Origin of the sequence: Siccirubricoccus soli, from assembly GCF_024178315.1 — a bacterium.
GTDB lineage: Bacteria > Pseudomonadota > Alphaproteobacteria > Acetobacterales > Acetobacteraceae > Siccirubricoccus > Siccirubricoccus soli.
Genome location: NZ_JAMZIK010000151.1, coordinates 1 through 18142, shown reverse-complemented (window position 1 = coordinate 18142; position 18142 = coordinate 1). Strand labels below are relative to the sequence as shown.

At 70.8% G+C, this 18142-nt stretch carries 18 protein-coding genes and 1 tRNA gene; 8 read left to right on the top strand and 11 right to left on the bottom strand.

The window, feature by feature from the left end:
* Positions 1-316: 316 nt before the first annotated feature.
* Positions 317-389, bottom strand: a tRNA-Ile gene (locus tag NJ376_RS21860).
* A gap of 99 nt (positions 390-488) precedes the next feature.
* Here NJ376_RS21860 and NJ376_RS21855 point away from each other — a divergent pair.
* The 5 genes from NJ376_RS21855 to NJ376_RS21835 all read left to right on the top strand — a co-directional run bounded on the left by NJ376_RS21855 (position 489) and on the right by NJ376_RS21835 (position 4493).
* Positions 489-908 (top strand): CoA-binding protein, encoded by a 420-nt coding sequence (locus NJ376_RS21855; RefSeq protein ID WP_252955409.1) that lies wholly within the window; start codon positions 489-491, stop codon positions 906-908.
* Positions 909-1006: 98 nt separating this feature from the next.
* Positions 1007-1834, top strand: a complete 828-nt coding sequence (locus NJ376_RS21850) for a DUF2076 domain-containing protein (RefSeq protein WP_252955408.1) — start codon at positions 1007-1009, stop codon at positions 1832-1834.
* A gap of 56 nt (positions 1835-1890) precedes the next feature.
* Entirely contained in the window at positions 1891-2760 is an 870-nt protein-coding gene (locus NJ376_RS21845) for a LysR family transcriptional regulator (RefSeq protein WP_252955407.1), read from the top strand.
* A gap of 213 nt (positions 2761-2973) precedes the next feature.
* Positions 2974-4215 carry an MFS transporter gene (locus tag NJ376_RS21840; RefSeq protein ID WP_252955406.1) on the top strand — a complete coding sequence of 414 codons (1242 nt, stop codon included), beginning with the start codon at positions 2974-2976 and terminating at the stop codon, positions 4213-4215.
* Positions 4216-4232: 17 nt separating this feature from the next.
* A complete protein-coding gene (locus tag NJ376_RS21835; RefSeq protein ID WP_252955405.1) occupies positions 4233-4493 on the top strand; it encodes a trimeric intracellular cation channel family protein in 261 nt (86 codons plus the stop codon).
* An 11-nt stretch (positions 4494-4504) separates the two neighbouring features.
* Here the strand turns inward: NJ376_RS21835 and NJ376_RS21830 are convergent, their stop codons facing one another.
* The 3 genes from NJ376_RS21830 to NJ376_RS21820 form a co-directional block, all read right to left on the bottom strand.
* Positions 4505-5017 carry a BLUF domain-containing protein gene (locus NJ376_RS21830; RefSeq protein WP_252955404.1) on the bottom strand — a complete coding sequence of 171 codons (513 nt, stop codon included), beginning with the start codon at positions 5015-5017 and terminating at the stop codon, positions 4505-4507.
* Complete coding sequence (locus NJ376_RS21825; RefSeq protein WP_252955403.1) at positions 5017-7377, bottom strand: bifunctional diguanylate cyclase/phosphodiesterase; 2361 nt, start codon at positions 7375-7377, stop codon at positions 5017-5019. The genes NJ376_RS21830 and NJ376_RS21825 overlap by 1 nt, the downstream gene beginning before the upstream one ends.
* Positions 7378-7463: 86 nt before the next feature.
* Positions 7464-8120, bottom strand: a complete 657-nt coding sequence (locus NJ376_RS21820; protein ID WP_252955402.1) for a DUF1028 domain-containing protein — start codon at positions 8118-8120, stop codon at positions 7464-7466.
* A gap of 41 nt (positions 8121-8161) precedes the next feature.
* On the opposite strand from NJ376_RS21820, the gene NJ376_RS21815 reads away from it, so the two are divergent.
* Positions 8162-9295 carry a M20/M25/M40 family metallo-hydrolase gene (locus tag NJ376_RS21815; RefSeq protein WP_252955401.1) on the top strand — a complete coding sequence of 378 codons (1134 nt, stop codon included), beginning with the start codon at positions 8162-8164 and terminating at the stop codon, positions 9293-9295.
* Positions 9296-9381: 86 nt separating this feature from the next.
* Positions 9382-9918 (top strand): c-type cytochrome, encoded by a 537-nt coding sequence (locus NJ376_RS21810; RefSeq protein WP_252955400.1) that lies wholly within the window; start codon positions 9382-9384, stop codon positions 9916-9918.
* A 360-nt stretch (positions 9919-10278) separates the two neighbouring features.
* Here NJ376_RS21810 and NJ376_RS21805 read toward each other — a convergent pair whose 3' ends face one another.
* The gene (locus NJ376_RS21805) at positions 10279-11457 is read right to left on the bottom strand and encodes a vWA domain-containing protein (RefSeq protein WP_252955399.1); all 1179 of its coding nucleotides are present in this window, start codon (positions 11455-11457) and stop codon (positions 10279-10281) included.
* Between the two features lie 49 nt (positions 11458-11506).
* Entirely contained in the window at positions 11507-12355 is an 849-nt protein-coding gene (locus NJ376_RS21800; protein ID WP_252955398.1) for an AAA family ATPase, read from the bottom strand.
* Between the two features lie 89 nt (positions 12356-12444).
* On the opposite strand from NJ376_RS21800, the gene NJ376_RS21795 reads away from it, so the two are divergent.
* Positions 12445-13008 carry a DUF1003 domain-containing protein gene (locus NJ376_RS21795; protein ID WP_252955397.1) on the top strand — a complete coding sequence of 188 codons (564 nt, stop codon included), beginning with the start codon at positions 12445-12447 and terminating at the stop codon, positions 13006-13008.
* On the opposite strand, the gene NJ376_RS21790 is transcribed toward NJ376_RS21795, so the two are convergent.
* The 5 genes from NJ376_RS21790 to NJ376_RS21770 all read right to left on the bottom strand — a co-directional run.
* Positions 12981-14597, bottom strand: a complete 1617-nt coding sequence (locus NJ376_RS21790; protein WP_252955396.1) for a flavin-containing monooxygenase — start codon at positions 14595-14597, stop codon at positions 12981-12983. The two genes, NJ376_RS21795 and NJ376_RS21790, sit on opposite strands and share 28 nt — an antisense overlap.
* A 79-nt stretch (positions 14598-14676) precedes the next feature.
* Entirely contained in the window at positions 14677-15669 is a 993-nt protein-coding gene (locus NJ376_RS21785) for a tripartite tricarboxylate transporter substrate binding protein (protein ID WP_252955395.1), read from the bottom strand.
* A gap of 34 nt (positions 15670-15703) precedes the next feature.
* Positions 15704-17212, bottom strand: a complete 1509-nt coding sequence (locus NJ376_RS21780; protein WP_252955394.1) for a tripartite tricarboxylate transporter permease — start codon at positions 17210-17212, stop codon at positions 15704-15706.
* Between the two features lie 10 nt (positions 17213-17222).
* Positions 17223-17684 (bottom strand): tripartite tricarboxylate transporter TctB family protein, encoded by a 462-nt coding sequence (locus NJ376_RS21775; protein ID WP_252955393.1) that lies wholly within the window; start codon positions 17682-17684, stop codon positions 17223-17225.
* A 54-nt stretch (positions 17685-17738) separates the two neighbouring features.
* On the bottom strand, positions 17739-18142 hold a 404-nt coding region (locus tag NJ376_RS21770; RefSeq protein ID WP_252955392.1), incomplete at its 5' end, for a Bug family tripartite tricarboxylate transporter substrate binding protein.

The window sequence follows — 18142 nt, the reverse complement described above, 5'->3', positions numbered from 1 at the left end:
CGGCGGCGGCCCGGACCGCGAGCTGGTCTACGAGGCCCCGGCCGGCAGCAATGCCCGCCTCGCCGGCGCCCCGGCCAACCACGGCGGCTGAGCCCGCCGCTCAGCCGCCCCCGCTGGTGGTCCTCCCCAGCCAGCCAACCCCGGCCGCGCCAGGGCTCCCGCCCTCCCGCGGCCGGCGTCGTTTCCGAGGACGCTCGGGCCCAGGATCGCAAGGCACATACCCTCCCGGCATGGCCTTCGCCGCCGCCTATGGCCATGACTCGAGGGCCGAACGCACCGCCCTTCATGCGGCGGCGGGATGCGCGGGGGAGGGGCATGGGCCCGGCAGGACTCGAACCTGCAACCAAACCGTTATGAGCGGTCCGCTCTGACCATTGAGCTACAGGCCCCCACCCGGAACAGATGACCGGCCGGACCCGTGAAGGCAAGCATCCCGCTTTGCCGATCCGCGCCGAATGGCGTTATGCCGAAGGCAGAGGGAGACGGCCATGACCGATGACGAGATCCGCGACATCCTGATGACCACCCGCCGCATCGCCGTGGTCGGCGCCTCGGAGAAGCCGGACCGGCCGAGCTTCGGCGTCACCGGCTTCCTGGTCGACCGCGGCTACAATGTGGTGCCGGTCAATCCCGGCCTCGCCGGGCGGCAGATCCATGGCAGCCTGGTCGCCGCGCGGCTGGAGGAGGCGCAGCCCCTCGACATGGTGGATGTCTTCCGCCGCTCGGAGGACGCCGGGGCGGTGGTGGATGAGGCGATCCGGCTCGGCGCCCGCACCGTCTGGCTGCAACTCGGCGTGATCGACGATGCGGCGGGGGCGCGGGCCCGGGCCGCCGGGCTGCGCTTCGTTCAGGACCGCTGCCCGGTCATCGAGTGGCGCCGGCTGGGCTTGCCGCCAAACATTGCTTAAAGTTCATCTTTAACTGTTCCGACGCTTGAAACGGCTGTGGCGCCGGGCCACCTCGCCGCCGTGCGCCGCAGCGTGCGGGCGAGGAGGTTGAGGACCCCATGAACGACGAAGAACGCCGGATCATCACCCAATTCGTCGAGCGGATCGCCGGGGTGGCACCGGCGGCCTCCGGTTCGCCCCGCCCCTGGGGCGGCGGCAGCGTGCCGCAGAGCGCGCCCAACCTGCCGCCGGTGGACCGGGAGGCCGACGCGCTGATCCAGGACCTCTTCGCCCGCTACCCGGAAGCGCGCTACCGCATCACCCAGACGGCCTTCGTGCAGGAGGCGGCGCTGGTGGAGGCGCAGAACCGCATCCGCCAGCTGGAGTGGGAGGTGGAGAACGCCAAGGCCCAGGCCCAGGCGGCGCAGCAGGCGCCGCGCAGCGGCGGGCTGTTCGGCGGCATGTTCGGCGGCGGCAGCGCCCCGCGCCAGGCCGCGCCTACGCCGCCGCCGCCCCAGCCGGTCTATCCGCCGGGCTACAACCCGGGGATGCTGCAGCCCCAGCGCTCCGGCTCCGGCTTCCTCGGCACGGCGCTGACCACGGCGGCGGGCGTCGCCGGCGGCATGGTGCTGGGCAATATGCTGATGAACGCCTTTTCCGGCCATGGCGGCGCCGCCTCGGCGGCCGGCCTCGGCGGCGCGGATGCGCTCGGCGCCGCCACCCCCACCGCCTCCCCCTGGTCCGATCCGGGGGCTGCCGCGGCGGCGGCGGGCTGGGGCACTGATGGCGGCGAGAAATCCGCCTGGGGCGGGGACAAGGATTCAGGTCAGCCCGACGCCACCCCCACCGGCTATGACGGCAGCCCCGGCGATGCCGGCTATGACAGCGGCGCCAGCTACGACAGCGGCAGCAGCTACGATGATGGCGGCGGCGACGAGGAGGTCTGATCCGTCATTGTCGGGTTATCATTGATCCCGCGCATGGCATGAGGAATCCTCATGCCATGCGCATTCCCGACCTCGATCTCGACCTGCTCCGCGCCTTCACCGCCGTGACGGAGCGGGGTGGCTTCACCGCCGCCGGCCAGGCGCTCGGCCTGACCCAGTCCGCGGTCTCACTCAAGATCAAGCGGTTGGAGGAACTCTGCCGCCGGCGCCTGCTGGACCGCACCAGCCGCAGCGTGGTGCTGACCCGGGATGGCGAGACCCTGCTCGCCTATGCCCGCCGCATGCTGGCGCTGAATGACGAGGCGGTGCGGCGGCTGGTGGCGCCGCCGGTAACGGGGCGGCTGCGCCTCGGCGTCGCCGACCATTTCCTGCCGCGCAGCCTGGCCCCCGTGCTGGCCCGCTTCACCGCCACCTTCCCGGAGCTGCGGCTGGAGGTGGAGGTGGGACGCAGCCATGAGCTGCGCGCGGCGCAGGAGCGGGGGGCGCTCGACCTTGTCCTCGGCAAAAGGCGGGATGGCGAGACGCTGGGCAGCCCGATCTGGAGCGAGACCATCATCTGGGCCGCGGCGCCGGGCTGGATCGTACCGGAAGGCCGCCCCCTGCCGCTGGCCATGCTGCCCCAGGGTTGCATGTTCCGCGAGCGCGCCCTGGCCGCCCTGGCCCGGGCCGGCCTCGCCTTCGAGGTGGTCTTCACCTCCGCCAGCCTGCTCGGCCTTGCCGCGGCGGCGGAGGCGGGGCTCTGCGTGACGGTGCTCGGCCGCGCCGGGCTGCCCCAGGGGTTGGTGGAGCTGGAGGGGCTGCCGGAGCTGGGCGTGGCGGAGATGGCGGTGTTCGGCGACGCTGCCGGGCGCAGCCAGCTCGTCCAGCCCCTGGTGCGCTTCATCCGGGAGGCGCTGGACCGGCCGCACCTGCCGCTGGCGGCCTGAGCTGCGCCGTGGCGGAGGGTTCCGCCGGGCACCGGTAGGCGGTCGGCTCGGGGCACCACATCCGCTTGCCTCCAGGGCGGGGCAGGGCACCGGCTCCCTCTGGCGCGAGGGCGGCACGATGCCGGTTGCGCGCCCCCTGCCGGAGGGCTAACCGGGATGCGCCGGATATCGCCAGCGCCAGCAAGGCGCCAGAATGATCGGGGCCCGCCACAGATGAGCCACCCCCCAGCCGCCGCGGCCGCTCCCGCCGGTGGCCATGATGCCCGCATCGTCGGCCTGATCGGCACCGGGCACTTCCTCTCGCATTTCTACATGCTCTGCCTGGCGCCGCTGTTTCCCGTGTGGCAGGCGGAGTTCGGCGTCTCCTATGCCACGCTCGGCCTTTCCGTCGCGCTGATGTCCGCCACCACGGCGCTGCTGCAGACGCCGGTGGGCTTCTGGGTGGACCGCTACGGAGCGCGGGTCTTCCTGGTCGGCGGCACGCTGCTGATGGCGCTCTCCATCGCCGCCATGGCCTTCGCGCCGAGCTATTGGGCGATCCTCGGCCTCGCCATCCTCTCCGGCGTCGGCAACAGCGTCATCCACCCGGCCGACTACGCCATCATGGCCGGCAGCGTCAGCAAGGGCTTCATGGGCCGGGCCTTCGCGCTGCATGCCTTCACCGGCAATCTCGGCTTCGCCGCCGCGCCGCCGGTCATCGCCCTGCTGCTCACCGGCATGGATTGGCGCATGGCGCTGCTGACGGTCGGGTTGCTCGGCATTCCCGTGGTCGCCGCCATCCTCGCCCAGAGCGGCGTGCTGAAGGACCAGGCGAAGCCGGCGCGGAAGGAGGAGGGCGCCGCCTCCGGCCGCGCCCTGCTGCTCAGCCGGCCGATGCTGCTCTTCTTCGCCTTCTTCCTGCTCTCCTCCGTGGCCGGCTCCGGCATCCAGTCCTGGCTGGTGACGGTGCTGGGCCAGCTCTGGGGCACGCCGGTGCTCGCCGCCTCCACCGCACTGACGGCCTATATGGCCGGGACCACCGGCGGCAACCTGATCGGCGGCTGGATCGCCGACAAGTCCAAGCGCAACCTCTTCGTCCTGGTCACCACCCTCACCCTGGTGGCGATGGCGGTGCTGCTGCTGCTCGGTCTGGTGAAGCTGCCGGAGACGGCGCTGCTGGCCGTCTCGGTGGTGGGCGGCCTGGCGCTCGGCATCTCCCGCACCCCACGCGACGTGATGCTGAAGGAGGCCTGCCCGCCGGGCGAGATCGGCAAGGTCTTCGGCTTCGTCTCCTCCTCCCTGCCGCTCGGCAGCGCCATCGCGCCGGTGCCAATGGGGCTGCTGATCGACCTTGGCTACCCCGGGCTGGTGCTGCCGGTGGTGGCGGGGCTGCTCGGCCTCTCGCTGCTCTGCGCCGGCGGCGCGAAGGAGAGTGCCCGGGCGGAGCGCGACGCCGCGCCGCTGCCGGCCGAGTAGCAGGGCGACACCGGCGGGTGGCCCTCGATATGCCGCTCGGCTGGCTGGACCTTGCGGCCATCGCCGCCCCCGGCGCGCTGGTCGCGGCGCGGAAGCGGCGGGACCGGGTGGGGTTCTTCGTCGTCGGCCTCGGCGGTGAAACGGCGCGGGACCTGCTGCTGGCCGCACCCCGGCGGGCTGGCTGCGGGAACGGCGCTGCTGGCGGGGATGCCGGTGGCGTTCGCCATCCGGGCGGCGGCGATCGACGGGACCTGGTCGCCGCCCGCCCATCGGGGTAGCCTGACGCGCCTCAGCCCGTCGCGGCGGGCTGCGGCCGCAGGATCTCCGTGAGCCGTTCCAGCACCCGGTTGGCCGCATCCGTCGGGTCGCCGCCCGGCATCGCCCCGTCCTGCCAGAAGGCGTCCAGCGCATCCTGCGTCAGATAGGCCAGCTCCCAGTTGCCGAAGCTGCGCGCCGGCGCCCGGGTGAACTGCAGCAGGTCAAATTGCCGGTGGCGGAGATCGGCACTGATCCGGTCATAGGTTGCCTCCAGCGCCGCAAGCGGACCTTCCAGCACCTGGGTGAAGCTTTCGCCGCTATAGACCAGCACCCCGGTCAGCCCCGTGGCCAGGTTGTTCCGCCGGGCGGCGGCGACGATGGCGGCGACTTCCGCCGCCACCTGCTCCTCCGTGCCGAGGATGGCGGAGGTGCTGCGGTAGACCAGCCGGTGGATCGGCTGCGCCGGGTCGCTGCCTTCGCCGGCGGCCGGGTGGTGCCGCGCATCGCCGGGCCCGGCGCCGGGCAGGGGTGAGACCTGCGCCATCAGGCGGCCTCCTTGTCGTCCATCAGCCTCTGGACCTGCTCCGCCGGCATCGGGCGGCCGATGAGATAGCCCTGCACCTGGTCGCAGCCGCGGGCCCGCACATGCGCCAGCTGCCCGGCGGTCTCCACGCCTTCCACCGTGGTCACCATGCCAAGGCTCTTGCCGAGGCCGATCACCGCCCCGACGATCGCGGCGGACTCCGCATCCTCCGCCAGGTCGGTGACGAAGGAGCGGTCGATCTTGATCTTGTCGAAGGGGAAGCGGCGGAGATAGCTGAGCGAGGAGTAGCCGGTGCCGAAATCATCCATGGAGATGCGGGCGCCGAGCGCCTTCAGCGCCTGCAGGGTGCGGAAGGTCTCGTCGGTGTCGGTCAGCAGCACGCTCTCGGTGATCTCGAGCTCCAGCCGACGAGGATCCAGCCCGGCCGCGGCACAGGCGCTGCGGACCGCCTCGACGATGCCGGGGCTGCGGACCTGGACCGGAGAGAGGTTCACCGCGATGATCGCCGGCTGCTGCCAGCTCGCCGCCTCCCGGCAGGCTTCGCGCAGCACCCATTCGCCGATCTGCACGATCAGGCCGGTCTCCTCCGCCAGCGGGATGAATTCGGCGGGGGAGATGAGCCCACGCTCCGGGTGGCTCCAGCGGATCAGCGCCTCGAACCCTATCACCGCGTCGCTGTCGAGGGCGAGAAGGGGCTGGTAGAGGAGATGGAATTGCCGCATCGCCACGGCGGTGCGCAACTCCACCTCCAGCATGCGGCGGCGCTGCATGCGCGTGTCCATCTCCGCCTCGAAGAAGCGATGGGTGCCGCGGCCTTCCGATTTGGCGCGATACAGGGCGAGGTCGGCATTGCGGCTCAGCGTCGCCGGATCCACGCCGTCCGCCGGGCAGAGCGCGATGCCGATGCTGACGCCGATGTTCAGCACCTGGCCCTGCACGACGAAGGGGCGGGAGAGCAGCTCGATGCAGCGCTCCGCCATGGCGGTCGCGGCTTCCGGCTGGCCGGGGGCGAATTGCAGCAGGGCGAATTCGTCGCCGCCGAGCCGGCCGACCAGATCCGTGGCGCGCACCGCGGCGCGCAGCCGGGCGGCCACCTTCACCAGCAGCGCATCCCCCACCGCATGGCCCAGCGCGTCGTTCACCATCTTGAAGCGGTCGAGGTCGAGGGCCAGCAGGGCGAAGGGCTGGCCGGTGCGGCCGTGCACCGCCAGGGCGCGGCCCAGCTCCTCCGCGAAGCCGGTGCGGTTGGGCAGCTCGGTCAGCGGGTCGTGATGCGCGAGGAAGCGGATGCGTGCCTCCGCCCGTCGGCGGTCCCGCAGGTCCCGCACCGCGACGACGCGATGCGGCCGGGCCTGGGTCGCCAGGGGCCGGGTGACGAGTTCCACCGGAATGGCCTCGCCGGAAGCGGCGAGGAATTCGGTCTCCGCCCGCCCTTCCGCGGCGAGGCCGGGGGGCAGCACCCCGCCCGGGGGCAGCAGCGCCTCCAGGGTCTGGCCGGCGAACCAGGCATCCTCGCGCCCGAGCAGCTCCTGCAGGCTGCGGTTCGAGACGATGATCCGGTCCTCCGCGCAGAGCAGCAGCCCTTCCACCGTGGCATCCGCCAGGCTGCGCAGCCTGTCCTCCGCCTGCCGCTCCTGCCGGTGCTCGCGGCGGGCGAGGGCGCTGGCGGCCAAGCCCAGCAGCAGCAGCAGGCCGGTCACGGCGCCGATCGCCGCGCCCAGCCAGCCGGGGGTGGCGGGGGCGGCCGGCGGCGCGATCTCCGCGCTGGGCAGGATGATGGCGGCCGCCATGCCGAGGAAATGCAGCGCGCAGATGCCGAGCAGGAGCAGCCCGGCCGCGGCCGTCCGCGCCAGTCGCCGGGGATGCTGCAGGCCGATCCAGACGGCAAGCATCGGCAGCAGGATGCCGAGCGTGACCGAGAGGCCGAGCAGGGGCCGGTCCCACAGCAGGTTGCCGGCCAGCTGGTAGGCCGCCATGCCGGTATAGTGCATGGCGGTGATGCCGAGCCCGACCAGCGCCCCGGCCAGAAGCTGCCGCGCATGCCCGCCTTGCAGGCCAAGCTGGAAGGCGATGCCGCAGACCAGCACCACCAGGGCGAGGGAGGCGAGGGTGAGGCCGACCTCGTAGCCCGCCGCCACCCCCGGCGCGAAGGCCAGCATGGCGACGAAATGCGTCGCCCAGGCGCCGATGCCGGTGGCCAGCGCGGTCAGTGCCGCCCAGCCGCGCCGCCGGCGCTGGTCGAGCTGCGCGACGCGCAGCAGGACGAAGGTGGTGGAGGTGCCGACCGCGCAGATGAGCGCGGCCAACGCCACCAGCCAGGGGTCATGCTGCTCGGCAAGACAAAGATAGATTCGCTGCAACACCGGCTTCCAGCGGGAGGGGCCCCAAGATGACCTAGGAGAAGATCATTGACGTTTAGCTGACCGCGGGCGCCGCGGGCTTTGCGTCAGATCACCGGCGCGTCGTCCGGCGCCAGGGCGCGGGCAACGAAGCCCTCCGCCAGCGGCGCGTATTCGGTCCAGAGGGCGCGCAGCGCGGCGAGCGGCTGCGCCGCCTTGTCCGCCCGCAGATCGACATAGGGGAAGCTTTCCCGCCACATGACGAGCAGGGAGGCGGAGGTGACCTCGCCATGCTCGCCGCCCGCCGCCTCCCCGGCCTCCAGCGCCCGCAGCAGCCGCTCCGCCAGGGGCTGGTTCGCCGCGGCCAGGAAGCCGGCGACCATCGCCGCCGGCACCTGGTCGGAGGACAGGATGTTGCCGATGGCGACCACCCCCTCGCCATGCGCCGCGTTGCGTTCCGGCTTTACCTGCGCCCCGTGGACATGCGCGGTGCGTCCCGCCGCATCCAGCACGGCGAGCTGGCGCCAGCCGGCATGGGGGGTGGAGGCGGAAAGCGCCGCGACCGTCTCCTCGGCCGTGCAGCCGCTGCGCAACAGATCCAGCCCACGCGGCCCGAGCCGCGGATCGGTGCGGTGCTGCGTCAGCACGGCGCCCACCCCGGCGGCGGCGAAGGCGCAACGGCTGCCCACCGCGATGGAGGAGGTGGTGACGGCGGCGCCGATCTGGCCGGTGCGCGGGCAGCGTGCGATGAGGGAGAAGGTCATGCTGCCATGCTCGCCTGGCCCGGCCCCGGAAGGAAGCCCCGATGCCCGAGATCGAGACCCTCGCCGCCGCCTTCGAGTCGGCGCTGCCGCAGCTTCTGGCGGAAGCGGATCGGATCGTCTCCATCGACAGCGGCAGCTACGACGCCGCCGGGGTCAATGCGGTGCAGGACCGCTTCGCGGCGCTGCTGCAGGCGGCGGGCTTCGCGGTGGCGCGGCGGCCCCTGCCGGGGCGGGGCGACCAGCTCACCGCACGGCGCGGCGGGGCGGGGCCGAAGCTGCTGGTGCTGGGCCATGCCGATACCGTCTGGCCCACCGGGACGGCGGCGGAATGGCCCTGCCGGCGGCAGGGGGATGCGGTCACCGGCCCCGGCATCGGCGACATGAAGCTGAACGTGCTGATGGCGATCGAGGCGCTGCGCCTGCTGCCGGCGGTGCCGGCCACCGTCCTCATCGTGCCGGATGAGGAGATCGGCAGCCCGCAATCCCGCGGCTGGATCGAGGCGGAGGCGCGCGGCCAGGATTACTGCCTGACGCTGGAGCCGGCACGGCCCGGGGGCGGGACGGTGATCGGCCGCGGCGCGGTTGGCGCCTTCTACGTGCGGGCCCATGGCGTCACCGCCCATTGCGGCGCGGCGCGGGAGGTGGGGGCGAGCGCGCTCGCCGCCCTGGCGCCGATGGTGGCCGAGATCGAGGCGCTGTCCGACTTCGCCGCCGGCAGCTACGCCACCTGCGGCATATTGCGCGGCGGCGCCGCCCGCCAGGTGGTGCCGGGGGAGGCGGAGCTGCATGTCGATCTCCGCGCGCCGGACGATGCGGCGGCGGAGGCGCTGCTGGCGGCGGTAACCGCCATCGCCACGCGGCCACCGGCCGATCGGCGCGTCGCGGTGGAGGTCTCCGGCGGCTTCACCCGGCCGGCCTTTCCCACCCTGCCGGGCGGCCAGGCGCTGTATGAGCGGGCGGCGGGCTTCGCCGCCGCGCTCGGGGCGCCGATCTTTCCGCTGGTCTCCCGTGGCGGCTCCGATGGCAGCTTCGCCGCCTGCCTCGGGGTGCCGACGCTGGATGGGCTGGGGCCGGTGGGGCACGAGATCTGCAGCCGACGGGAATGGGTGGAGGTCAGCTCCATTCCGGCCCGCGGGGCGATCCTGGCCGGGCTGATGGCGGCCGGGGCGCCCTGAGCCGGCCGGGCCGGGTTGCGGGTTTTCCGGCTTCGGCTATACCGGAGCCCGTTATCGCCCACGCCAAGCCGAGGTCGTCACTGCCGATGGGTTCTCTCGAGCTGAACAAGGCCTTCGCCGCAGTCCTTACGGCGGGCATCGCCTTCATGCTGGCCGGCCAGCTGGGCAAGCTGCTGGTGCATGGCGAGAAGCCGCATGAGAGCGCCATCCAGATCGGCGATGTCGGCGCCGCCCCGGCGTCGGCTCCGGCTGCTGCGCCGGCGCTGGAGCCGATTTCCCCGCTGCTGGCCAATGCCAATGTGCAGAACGGCCAGACCATCGCCCAGCGGCAATGCGGCTCCTGCCACACCTTCAACCAGGGTGGCCGCAACGGTGTCGGCCCCAACCTCTATGGCATCGTCGGTGCGCCGCATGGCCATGCCGAGGGTTTCAACTACTCCGCCGCCATCAAGGGCAAGGAAGGCCCCTGGACCTATGAGCAGCTCAATGAGTGGCTGCACAAGCCGAGCAGCTATGCCCCGGGCACCCGCATGGCCTTCGCCGGGCTGAACAACACCCAGCAGCGGGCCGATGTGATCGCCTATCTGCGGTCGCTCTCCCCGAACCCGGCGCCGCTGCCCTGAGGACTTCCCGTCGGAGCGGCTGACGCAGCTTCGACGGGCGCCGCAGGCGCTGGCCAGCAGGCCCGCCCGGACTGAAGCGGCACCGCCGTTCCAGGCCGTGGGCGATGCAGGCGGAGAGATTTGACCCCCGGCCGATTGGCCGGGGGTTTTTTCGTTGCTCGGGACGGGATGCGAATGCTGTCGCCGTGGAGGTGGCGGGCGTGGGGCGGCAGCGACTCCGGGGGCCATGGCGCCGCACGGAGCGTGATCGGCGGAGGCCGGATCGGCCGAAACCCTGAATTACGCGACCAAACGATCAGCCGGGGCGGGATGGGGGGCGAAGCCCAACCATCCCGCCCCGGCGGCGTCAGGCGGTGCGGATCAGCGGCTGAGTTCCCGCGTCATGTCGTCCAACCCGCCGAGGGTCAGCGGGAACATCCGGTTCTCCATGATCTGCCGCAGCAACACGGCGGAGTGGTAGCGGTCCCAGGCCGGCTGCGGCATCGGGTTCAGCCAGGCGCTGCGGCGGAAATGGCCGAGGATCCGCTGCAGCCAGACCTGCCCGCTCTCCTCGTTCCAGTGCTCCACCGAGCCGCCGGGCTGCACCACCTCATAGGGGCTCATCGCCGCGTCGCCGACGATGATGGCCTTGTAGTCCGGCCCGTATTTCCTGAGCACCTCCCAGGTGGAGACCTCGCTCTCCCGTCGCCGGCGGTTGTTGGTCCACAGCCGCTCATAGGGGCAGTTGTGGAAGTAGAAATGCTCCAGATGCTTGAATTCGGCCCGGCAGGCGGAGAAGAGCTCGGCGCAGATCCGCACATGGTCGTCCATGGAGCCGCCGATATCGAGGAAGAGCAGCACCTTCACCGTGTTGTGCCGCTCCGGCACCAGCTTCAGGTCGAGCGAGCCGGCATTGTTGGCGGTGGCGCGGATGGTGTCCGGCAGGTCCAGCTCCGTCGCCGCGCCCTGGCGGGCGAAGCGGCGCAGGCGGCGCAGCGCCAGCTTGATGTTGCGGGTGCCGATCTCGACATCGTCGTCGAGATCCTTGAACTCCCGCTTGTCCCACACCTTCACGGCGCGGCGGTGGCGCGACTCGTCCTGGCCGATCCGGACGCCTTCCGGGTTGTAGCCATGCGCCCCAAAAGGGGAGGTGCCGGCGGTGCCGATCCATTTGCTGCCGCCCTGGTGGCGACCCTTCTGTTCCGCCAGGCGCTGCTTCAGCATCTCCATCAGCTTGTCGAAGCCGCCGGCGGCCTCGATGGCGGCCTTCTCCTCCTCGGTCAGCAGCTTCTCCGCCAGCTTCCGCAGCCATTCCTCCGGCAGGGTGCGGGTCAGGTCGCCCTCCGGCGGTTCCAACCCCTTGAACACCTCGCCGAAGACCCGGTCGAAGCGGTCCAGGTGGCGTTCGTCCTTCACCAGCGTGGCGCGGGAGAGGTGGTAGAAATCATCCACCGAGTAGTCGGCCACCCCTTCCTTCATGCCGCGCAGCAGAGTGAGATACTCCGTGAGGCTGGCCGGAATGCCGGCGCTGCGCAGCGCGACGATGAAATGGGCGAGCATGGCCTCGGCTCCTCCGTGAAACGCCCTCGCTTGGCCGGGAGGGGCTGCTCTAGCGCTGCTGCCGGCGGGAGAGGAAGGCCAGCCGCTCGAAGAGCTGCACATCCTGCTCATTCTTCAGCAACGCGCCGTAGAGCGGCGGGATCGCGGTGCGCGGGTCCTGGCTGCGCAGCACCTCGGGCGGCAGATCCTCGATCATCAGCAGCTTCAGCCAGTCCAGCAGCTCGCTGGTCGCCGGCTTCTTCTTCAGCTCCGCCACGCCGCGGACCTGGAAGAAGACGTTCAGCGCCTCCCGCGCCAGCTCCTGCTTGATGTCGGGGAAATGCGCCTGGACGATCCGCTCCATCGTCTCCCGGTCCGGGAAGCGGATGTAGTGGAAGAAGCAGCGGCGCAGGAAGGCGTCCGGCAGCTCCTTCTCGTTGTTCGAGGTGATGATGACGATCGGCCGGTGCTTCGCCACCACCGTCTCGCGCGTCTCGTACACATGGAACTGCATGCGGTCGAGCTCGAGCAGCAGATCGTTCGGGAACTCGATATCCGCCTTGTCGATTTCGTCGATCAGCAGGACCTGCTGCTCATCGGCCGCGAAGGCCTCCCACAGCTTGCCGCGGATGATGTAGTTGCCGATGTCGTGCACCCGCTCATCGCCGAGCTGCCCATCGCGCAGGCGGGAGACGGCGTCGTATTCATAAAGCCCCTGCTGCGCCTTGGTGGTGGATTTGATGTGCCACTCGATCAGATTCCTGCCCAGGGCGCGGGCGACTTCCTGGGCCAACACCGTCTTGCCGGTGCCGGGCTCCCCCTTCACCAGCAGGGGGCGCTGCAAGGTGACCGCGGCATTCACCGCGACTTCCAGGTCGCGCGAGGCGATATAGCTTGTCGTGCTCCTGAACCCTGCCACCCTTGCCTCCCTGTCGGTCCACGAGCCAGAAAGTGGCGGTTTGCCGGCCCGGGGGCAAGCCACTTCACCGGAGACCGAGGACACCTCGCATGAAAGACCCGCATGAGGCCGCCCGCCGCTGGTTCGGCCGACCGCTGGACAAGCTGAGCGCGGCGCAGGCGGCGGTGCTGGCCGCCGCCCATGGCCGCAGCGTCATCAGCCGGGACGTGCTGCAGGACAGCGTGGAGAAGCTGACCTTCGGCCAGCGCCTGGCGGACCGGATGGCGGCGCTCGGCGGCTCCTGGGGCTTCATCCTGGGCTTCTGCGGCTTCCTCGCCGCCTGGGCGGTGCTGAACCTGCTGGTGCTGCCGCACCCCTTCGACGCCTACCCCTTCATCTTCCTCAACCTGCTGCTCTCCATGCTGGCCGCCATCCAGGCGCCGCTCATCATGATGAGCCAGAACCGCCAGGCGGCGCGGGACCGGCTGGACGCCACCCATGACTACGAGGTGAACCTGAAGGCCGAGATCGAGATCATGGCGCTGCACGAGAAGCTGGACGCGCTGCGTCATGAGCAGATCGAGGCGCTGCTGCAGGCGCAGCAGCGCCAGATCGAGATGCTGACCCGGCTGGTCGGGACGCTCGCTCAGTCGGAGAGCACGAAGCCCTCATAGCCCTTCGCCGCCACCTGGTCGCAGATGCGGCGGTAATGCGCCATGCCGCCGGCATAGGGCATGAAGACCCGCGGCTTGCCCGGGACATTGGCGCCGAGATACCAGGAATGCTTGGCCTGGGGCAGCAGCGTGGCATCGGCGGCGCGGTTCACCTCGGCCACCCAGCCATCCATCGCCGCCTCCGTGGTCTCGATGCGCCGCAGCCCGCGCTTGCGCATGGCGTCGATGCAGTCGGTGATCCACTCCACATGCTGCTCGATGGCGATCGGCATGTTGCAGAGCACGGAGGGGCTGCCTGGCCCGGTAATGGTGAAGAGGTTGGGGAAGCCCGCCACCTGCAGGCCAAGGTAGTTGCGCGGCCCGGCCTCCCAGGCCTCGGCCAGCTTCCGCCCGCCCGCACCCTGGATGTTGAGCCGCAGCAGCGGCCCGGTCATGGCGTCGAAGCCGGTGGCGAAGACGATGATATCCAGCGGATAGTCCCGCGCGCTGGTGCGGATGCCGTTGGGTGTGATGCGCTCGATCGGCTCCGCCCGCAGGTTCACGATATCCACATTGTCGCGGTTATAGGCCTCGAAATAATGGGTATCGATCGGCGGGCGCTTGGCCGCGTAGGGGTGGTCGATGTCGGAGAGGATGGCCGCCTTGCGCGGATCCTTCACGATGCTGCGGATCTTGCGCTTGATGAAGTCGGCGGCGGTGTCGTTCGCCGTCTTGTCCACCAGCAGATCCTGGAAGCTGGCGCGGAATTGCAGCCCGCCCTTGGCCCAGGCGGCCTCGTAGATGCGCTCGCGCTCCTCCGCATCCACATCGAAGACCTTGCGCTCGGAGATGGTGAAGGGATGGCCGTTCGGGGTGGAGCGCATGGTCTGCACCACCTCCTCCCGGTTGCTGTCGAGCCAAGCCTGGAATTCCGGCGTCAGCGGCGCGTTGTGCGCCGGCACGCTGTAATTGGCGGTGCGCTGGAAGACGGTGAGGTGCCCGGCCTGCGCGGCAATGACCGGCACCGCCTGGATGCCGGTGGAGCCGGTGCCGATCTGCCCGACCCGCTTGCCGGTGAAATCGACCCCGCCATGCGGCCATTGCCCGGTGTGATACCAGTCGCCGGCGAATTCCTCGAGGCCCGGGATCTTCGGCACATTGGCGGTGGAGAGGCAGCCGACCGCGGTGATGAGGTATTGCGCCGCGTAGCGCTCCCCCGTCTCGGTCGTCACATGCCAGAGATTGGCGGCCTCGTCGTAGCGCGCGCCGGTGACGCGGGTGTCGAAGCGGATGTCGCGCTTCAGGTCGAAACGGTCCGCGACATGGTTCAGGTAGCGCAGAATCTCCGGCTGTTCCGGGTAGCGCTCGGACCAGCGCCATTCCGCCAGCAATTCCTTGGAGAAGGTGTAGTTGTACGAATGGCTTTCGGAATCGCAGCGCGCGCCGGGGTAGCGGTTCCAGTACCAGGTGCCGCCGACGCCGCTGCCGGCTTCCAGCACCAGCGCCTTCAGCCCCAGCCGATCACGCAACGAATGGAGCTGGTACATGCCGGAGAAGCCGGCGCCGATGATGAGGGCGTCATAGGACGCAACCGGGGTATTGTTCGACATCTCCATCCCATTCTCGCTGCTGGGCCGGGCGGGGAGGCCGAGGCCATCCCCGCCCGCCGGGATGGAGAGTGTGCCGTCCTCAGGCCGCCTTCGCCAGCCCCGCCGCCTTCATGGCCTCGCCGAGCGACTTGTCGGCCTCCTCCATGTGCCGGCCGAAGCCGGCGGCATCGGCATAGAGCAGGCCGAAGCCGCGGGCATTGAGGAAGTCCTTGTATTCCTGGCTGTTGAACACCTTGCCGAGCGCCGGCCCCATCACGTTGCGCACCTCGGCCGGCAGGTTGGGCGGGCCGGCGATGCCGCGCCAGGCGCCAGTGGAGTAGTCGATGCCCATCGCCTCCTTCAGTGTCGGAATGTTCGGGAAGGCGCTCAGCCGCTCGGGCGACATCACCGCGAGGCTCTTCGCCCGGCCGGCATCCAGCATGGCGCGGGCTTCCGGCACGGAGCAGGTGGTGAAGTCCAGCCCGCCGGCCGCGAGGTCCTGCATGGCCGGAGCCGCGCCGTTGGAGGGTACCCAGCGCACATGCGAGGCCGGCAGCCCCATGGCGCCGAGCCAGCCGGCCAGGGCCAGGTGCCAGATGCCGCCCTGGCCGGTGCCGCTGGCCTTCATCTGGCCCGGGCGGCTCTTCTTCACCGCCTCGGCCAGCGCCTTCACATCCGCGTAGGGGGCGGAGACGTTCACCTGGATGCCCGGCGGGTCGAGGTTCATCAGGCCGAGCGGCGTGTAGTTGCGATAGGTGACCTCCGTCAGCCCCTGCCAGTGCAGCATGCAGATCTCGGAGGTGAGCATGCCGAGCGTGTAGCCATCCGGCTGGGCGCTTGCGATGGCGGCATGGCCGACCACGCCGCTGCCGCCGGTGCGGTTCACCACGTTGAAGGGCTGGCCCAACTCCTTCTCCAGCAGGGCGGCGATGATGCGCAGCACCGCATCCGTGCCGCCGCCCGCGGCCCAGGGGCAGAGCATCTGCACCGGCCGCGTGGGCCAGCGCGGCTGGGCGAGGGCAGGGGCGGCCAAGGGGGCGGCGAGCAGGGCGGCGCCGGTGCCGAGCAGGGCGCGGCGCGAGGTCTCGGTCATGGACATCCTCCGTCGGTCTTGTTTCGTTTCATTGTTATTCCGCCGCGCTCCCGGCTGGCAAGCGCGGGCCCTGCACCCGGTTCCAGATCCACACCCCGAGCGGCCAGAGCAGCGCCCCGAAGGTCATCGCCGCCAGCACACCGGAGACCGGGCGTTCGATGAAGGGCAGAACGTCGCCATCGCTCTTGATGAGGGAGGTGATGAAATTCTGCTCCACCATGCTGCCCATGACGATGCCGAGCACGAGCGCCGCCACCGGGTAGCCGTTCCGCTCCATGACGAAGCCGAGGCAGCCGAAGAGGCCGACCAGCAGCACGGAGAAGAGGTTGGAGCCGGTGGCGAAGCTGCCGACCGCGCACATCACCAGGATCACCGGCATGATCGCCGCCCGCGGCGCCCGCAGCACCTGGGAGGCCATGCGGATCATCAGGATGCCGAGCGGGATCATGATGATGTTGGCCAGGATGAAGATGATGTAGAGCGCATACATGCTGCGCGCATTCTCGGTGAACAGCGTGGGGCCCGGGTTCAGCCCCTTCATGTAGAGCACGCCGATGGCGATCGCGGTGATGGTGTCCCCCGGGATGCCGAAGAGCAGGGAGGGCACCCAGCCCGAGGCGAGGGAGGCGTTGTTGGAGGCGCCGGCCTCCACCAGCCCCTCCGGGTGGCCGGTGCCGAATTTCTCCTTCTCCCGGCTGAATTTCTTGCTCATCGCGTAGCTGACCCAGGCGGCCATGTCGGCCCCGGCGCCGGGCAGCACCCCGATGATGATGCCGATGATGTTCCCCCGCCACATCGGCCACTGGTACTTCTTCGTCAGCGCCCATTGATTGGCCAGGATGGAGCCGAATTTCCGGTCCGGCAGCTTGGGCGGCTCCGGCGTCACCATGGCCCGCATCACCTCGGACACGGCGAAGACGCCGACCAGCGCCGGGATCGGCTCGATGCCGCCCAGCAGGTCCGGGACGCCGAAGGTGAAGCGCGGCGTGCCGGCCGGGTTCTCCATGCCGATGCAGGCGATGAGCAGCCCGAGCAGCATGGAGGCGATGGCCTTGATGGGCGAGGAGCGCGCCACCAGCGTCGCGCACATCAGCCCGAGGAAGGCCAGCCAGAAATACTCGAAGGTGGAGAAGGAGAGCGCCATCTCCGCCAGCACCGGCGCCATCAGCACGAGCGAGAGCGTGCCGACGATGCCGCCGATGGCCGAGAACCAGAGGCCGGCGCCGAGCGCCAGCTCCGCCTGGCCCTTGCGGGTCAGCGCGTAGGCCTCATCCGTATAGGCGGCGCTGGCGGGGGTGCCGGGGATGCGCAGCAGGCAGCCCGGAATGTCGCCCGAGAAGATCGCCATGGCGGAGGCGGTGATGATGGTGGCGACCGCGGCAATCGGGGAAAGCCAGAAGGTCACCGGCACCAGCAGCGCCGTCGCCATGGTGGCCGAAAGCCCGGGCAGGGAGCCGACGACGAGGCCGTAGATGGCCGAGGCGAGGATGGCGATCAGCACATCCGGCGCGGCGACCAGGCGGAAGGCTTCGAGGAGTTCCATGCGCGCGCGCCTACCAGGGAGGGGAGAGCAGGCCGTCGGGCAGCGGCACCCGCAGCAGCTTGTAGAAGGCAAGGTGGATGAGCAGCGGCATCAGCACGGCCAGCGGCAGCGCCAGGCGCAGCCGGGCACCGAGCACGAGCGCCCCCACCAGGATCATCGCCGCCGCGGTCAGCACGAAGCCCAGCGTCTCGCTGGCCAGCACGTAGAACAGCAGCAGCGCGAAGGGCACCAGGGCGCGCAGCCCATACCACCAGGGGTGCGGCGTCTCCGGCGCCTCCTCCGCCTCGAAGCTGCGGCCGATGCCGACGGCGATCAGCACGCCGCAGAGGATGAGGCCGCAGCCGATGAGCATGGGAAAGGCGGCCGGTCCCACCTCCTGCCCCGGCACGGCGGGCAGGCGGGAGCCGCCCCAGGCCGCGGCAGCCCCGAGGAGCACCAGCACGCCGCCGGTCACCCGGTCGGATAATTGCACTTGGACTTCCCCCTGTTTTCTTGTCGGGTACGTCACCTTACCGGTGGCGCGGCCTCATTCCAGCCGGATATTTGCGGCGCTGATCTGGCGTTGCCAGAAGGCAAGCTGGTCACGAACGAAGGCGGCCAGATGCGCCGGCGAGGAGGCGGGGAACTCCATCCCCAGCTCGGCATAGCGGGCGCGCAGCGCCGGGTTCTCCGCGGCACCGGCCACCAGCGCCGCCCAGCGCGCCACCACCGCCTCCGGCAGGCCCGCGGGGCCCGCGAGGCCGTTCCAGCTTTCCACCAGGTAATCCGGCAGCCGTTCCTTCACCGCCGGCACCTCCGGCAGCAGCGGGCTGCGCTCCCGCCCCGTGACGGCCAGGATGCGGATCCGCCCGGCCTGGCGATGCGGCAGCGCCGCCTGGATGTTGTCCACCACCAGCGCCACCCTTCCGCCCAGCAGGTCGGCCCAGGCCG

What these genes read in the sequence shown, in the direction of transcription:
- NJ376_RS21785 (WP_252955395.1), bottom strand. Translation starts at nt 15,669, where the DNA reads ATGACCGAGACCTCGCGCCGCGCCCTGCTCGGCACCGGCGCCGCCCTG.
- NJ376_RS21780 (WP_252955394.1), bottom strand. Translation starts at nt 17,212, where the DNA reads ATGGAACTCCTCGAAGCCTTCCGCCTGGTCGCCGCGCCGGATGTGCTG.
- NJ376_RS21830 (WP_252955404.1), bottom strand. Translation starts at nt 5,017, where the DNA reads ATGGCGCAGGTCTCACCCCTGCCCGGCGCCGGGCCCGGCGATGCGCGG.
- NJ376_RS21820 (WP_252955402.1), bottom strand. Translation starts at nt 8,120, where the DNA reads ATGACCTTCTCCCTCATCGCACGCTGCCCGCGCACCGGCCAGATCGGC.
- NJ376_RS21845 (WP_252955407.1), top strand. Translation starts at nt 1,891, where the DNA reads ATGCGCATTCCCGACCTCGATCTCGACCTGCTCCGCGCCTTCACCGCC.
- NJ376_RS21795 (WP_252955397.1), top strand. Translation starts at nt 12,445, where the DNA reads ATGAAAGACCCGCATGAGGCCGCCCGCCGCTGGTTCGGCCGACCGCTG.
- NJ376_RS21850 (WP_252955408.1), top strand. Translation starts at nt 1,007, where the DNA reads ATGAACGACGAAGAACGCCGGATCATCACCCAATTCGTCGAGCGGATC.
- NJ376_RS21810 (WP_252955400.1), top strand. Translation starts at nt 9,382, where the DNA reads ATGGGTTCTCTCGAGCTGAACAAGGCCTTCGCCGCAGTCCTTACGGCG.
- NJ376_RS21815 (WP_252955401.1), top strand. Translation starts at nt 8,162, where the DNA reads ATGCCCGAGATCGAGACCCTCGCCGCCGCCTTCGAGTCGGCGCTGCCG.
- NJ376_RS21855 (WP_252955409.1), top strand. Translation starts at nt 489, where the DNA reads ATGACCGATGACGAGATCCGCGACATCCTGATGACCACCCGCCGCATC.
- NJ376_RS21840 (WP_252955406.1), top strand. Translation starts at nt 2,974, where the DNA reads ATGAGCCACCCCCCAGCCGCCGCGGCCGCTCCCGCCGGTGGCCATGAT.
- NJ376_RS21805 (WP_252955399.1), bottom strand. Translation starts at nt 11,457, where the DNA reads ATGCTCGCCCATTTCATCGTCGCGCTGCGCAGCGCCGGCATTCCGGCC.
- NJ376_RS21790 (WP_252955396.1), bottom strand. Translation starts at nt 14,597, where the DNA reads ATGTCGAACAATACCCCGGTTGCGTCCTATGACGCCCTCATCATCGGC.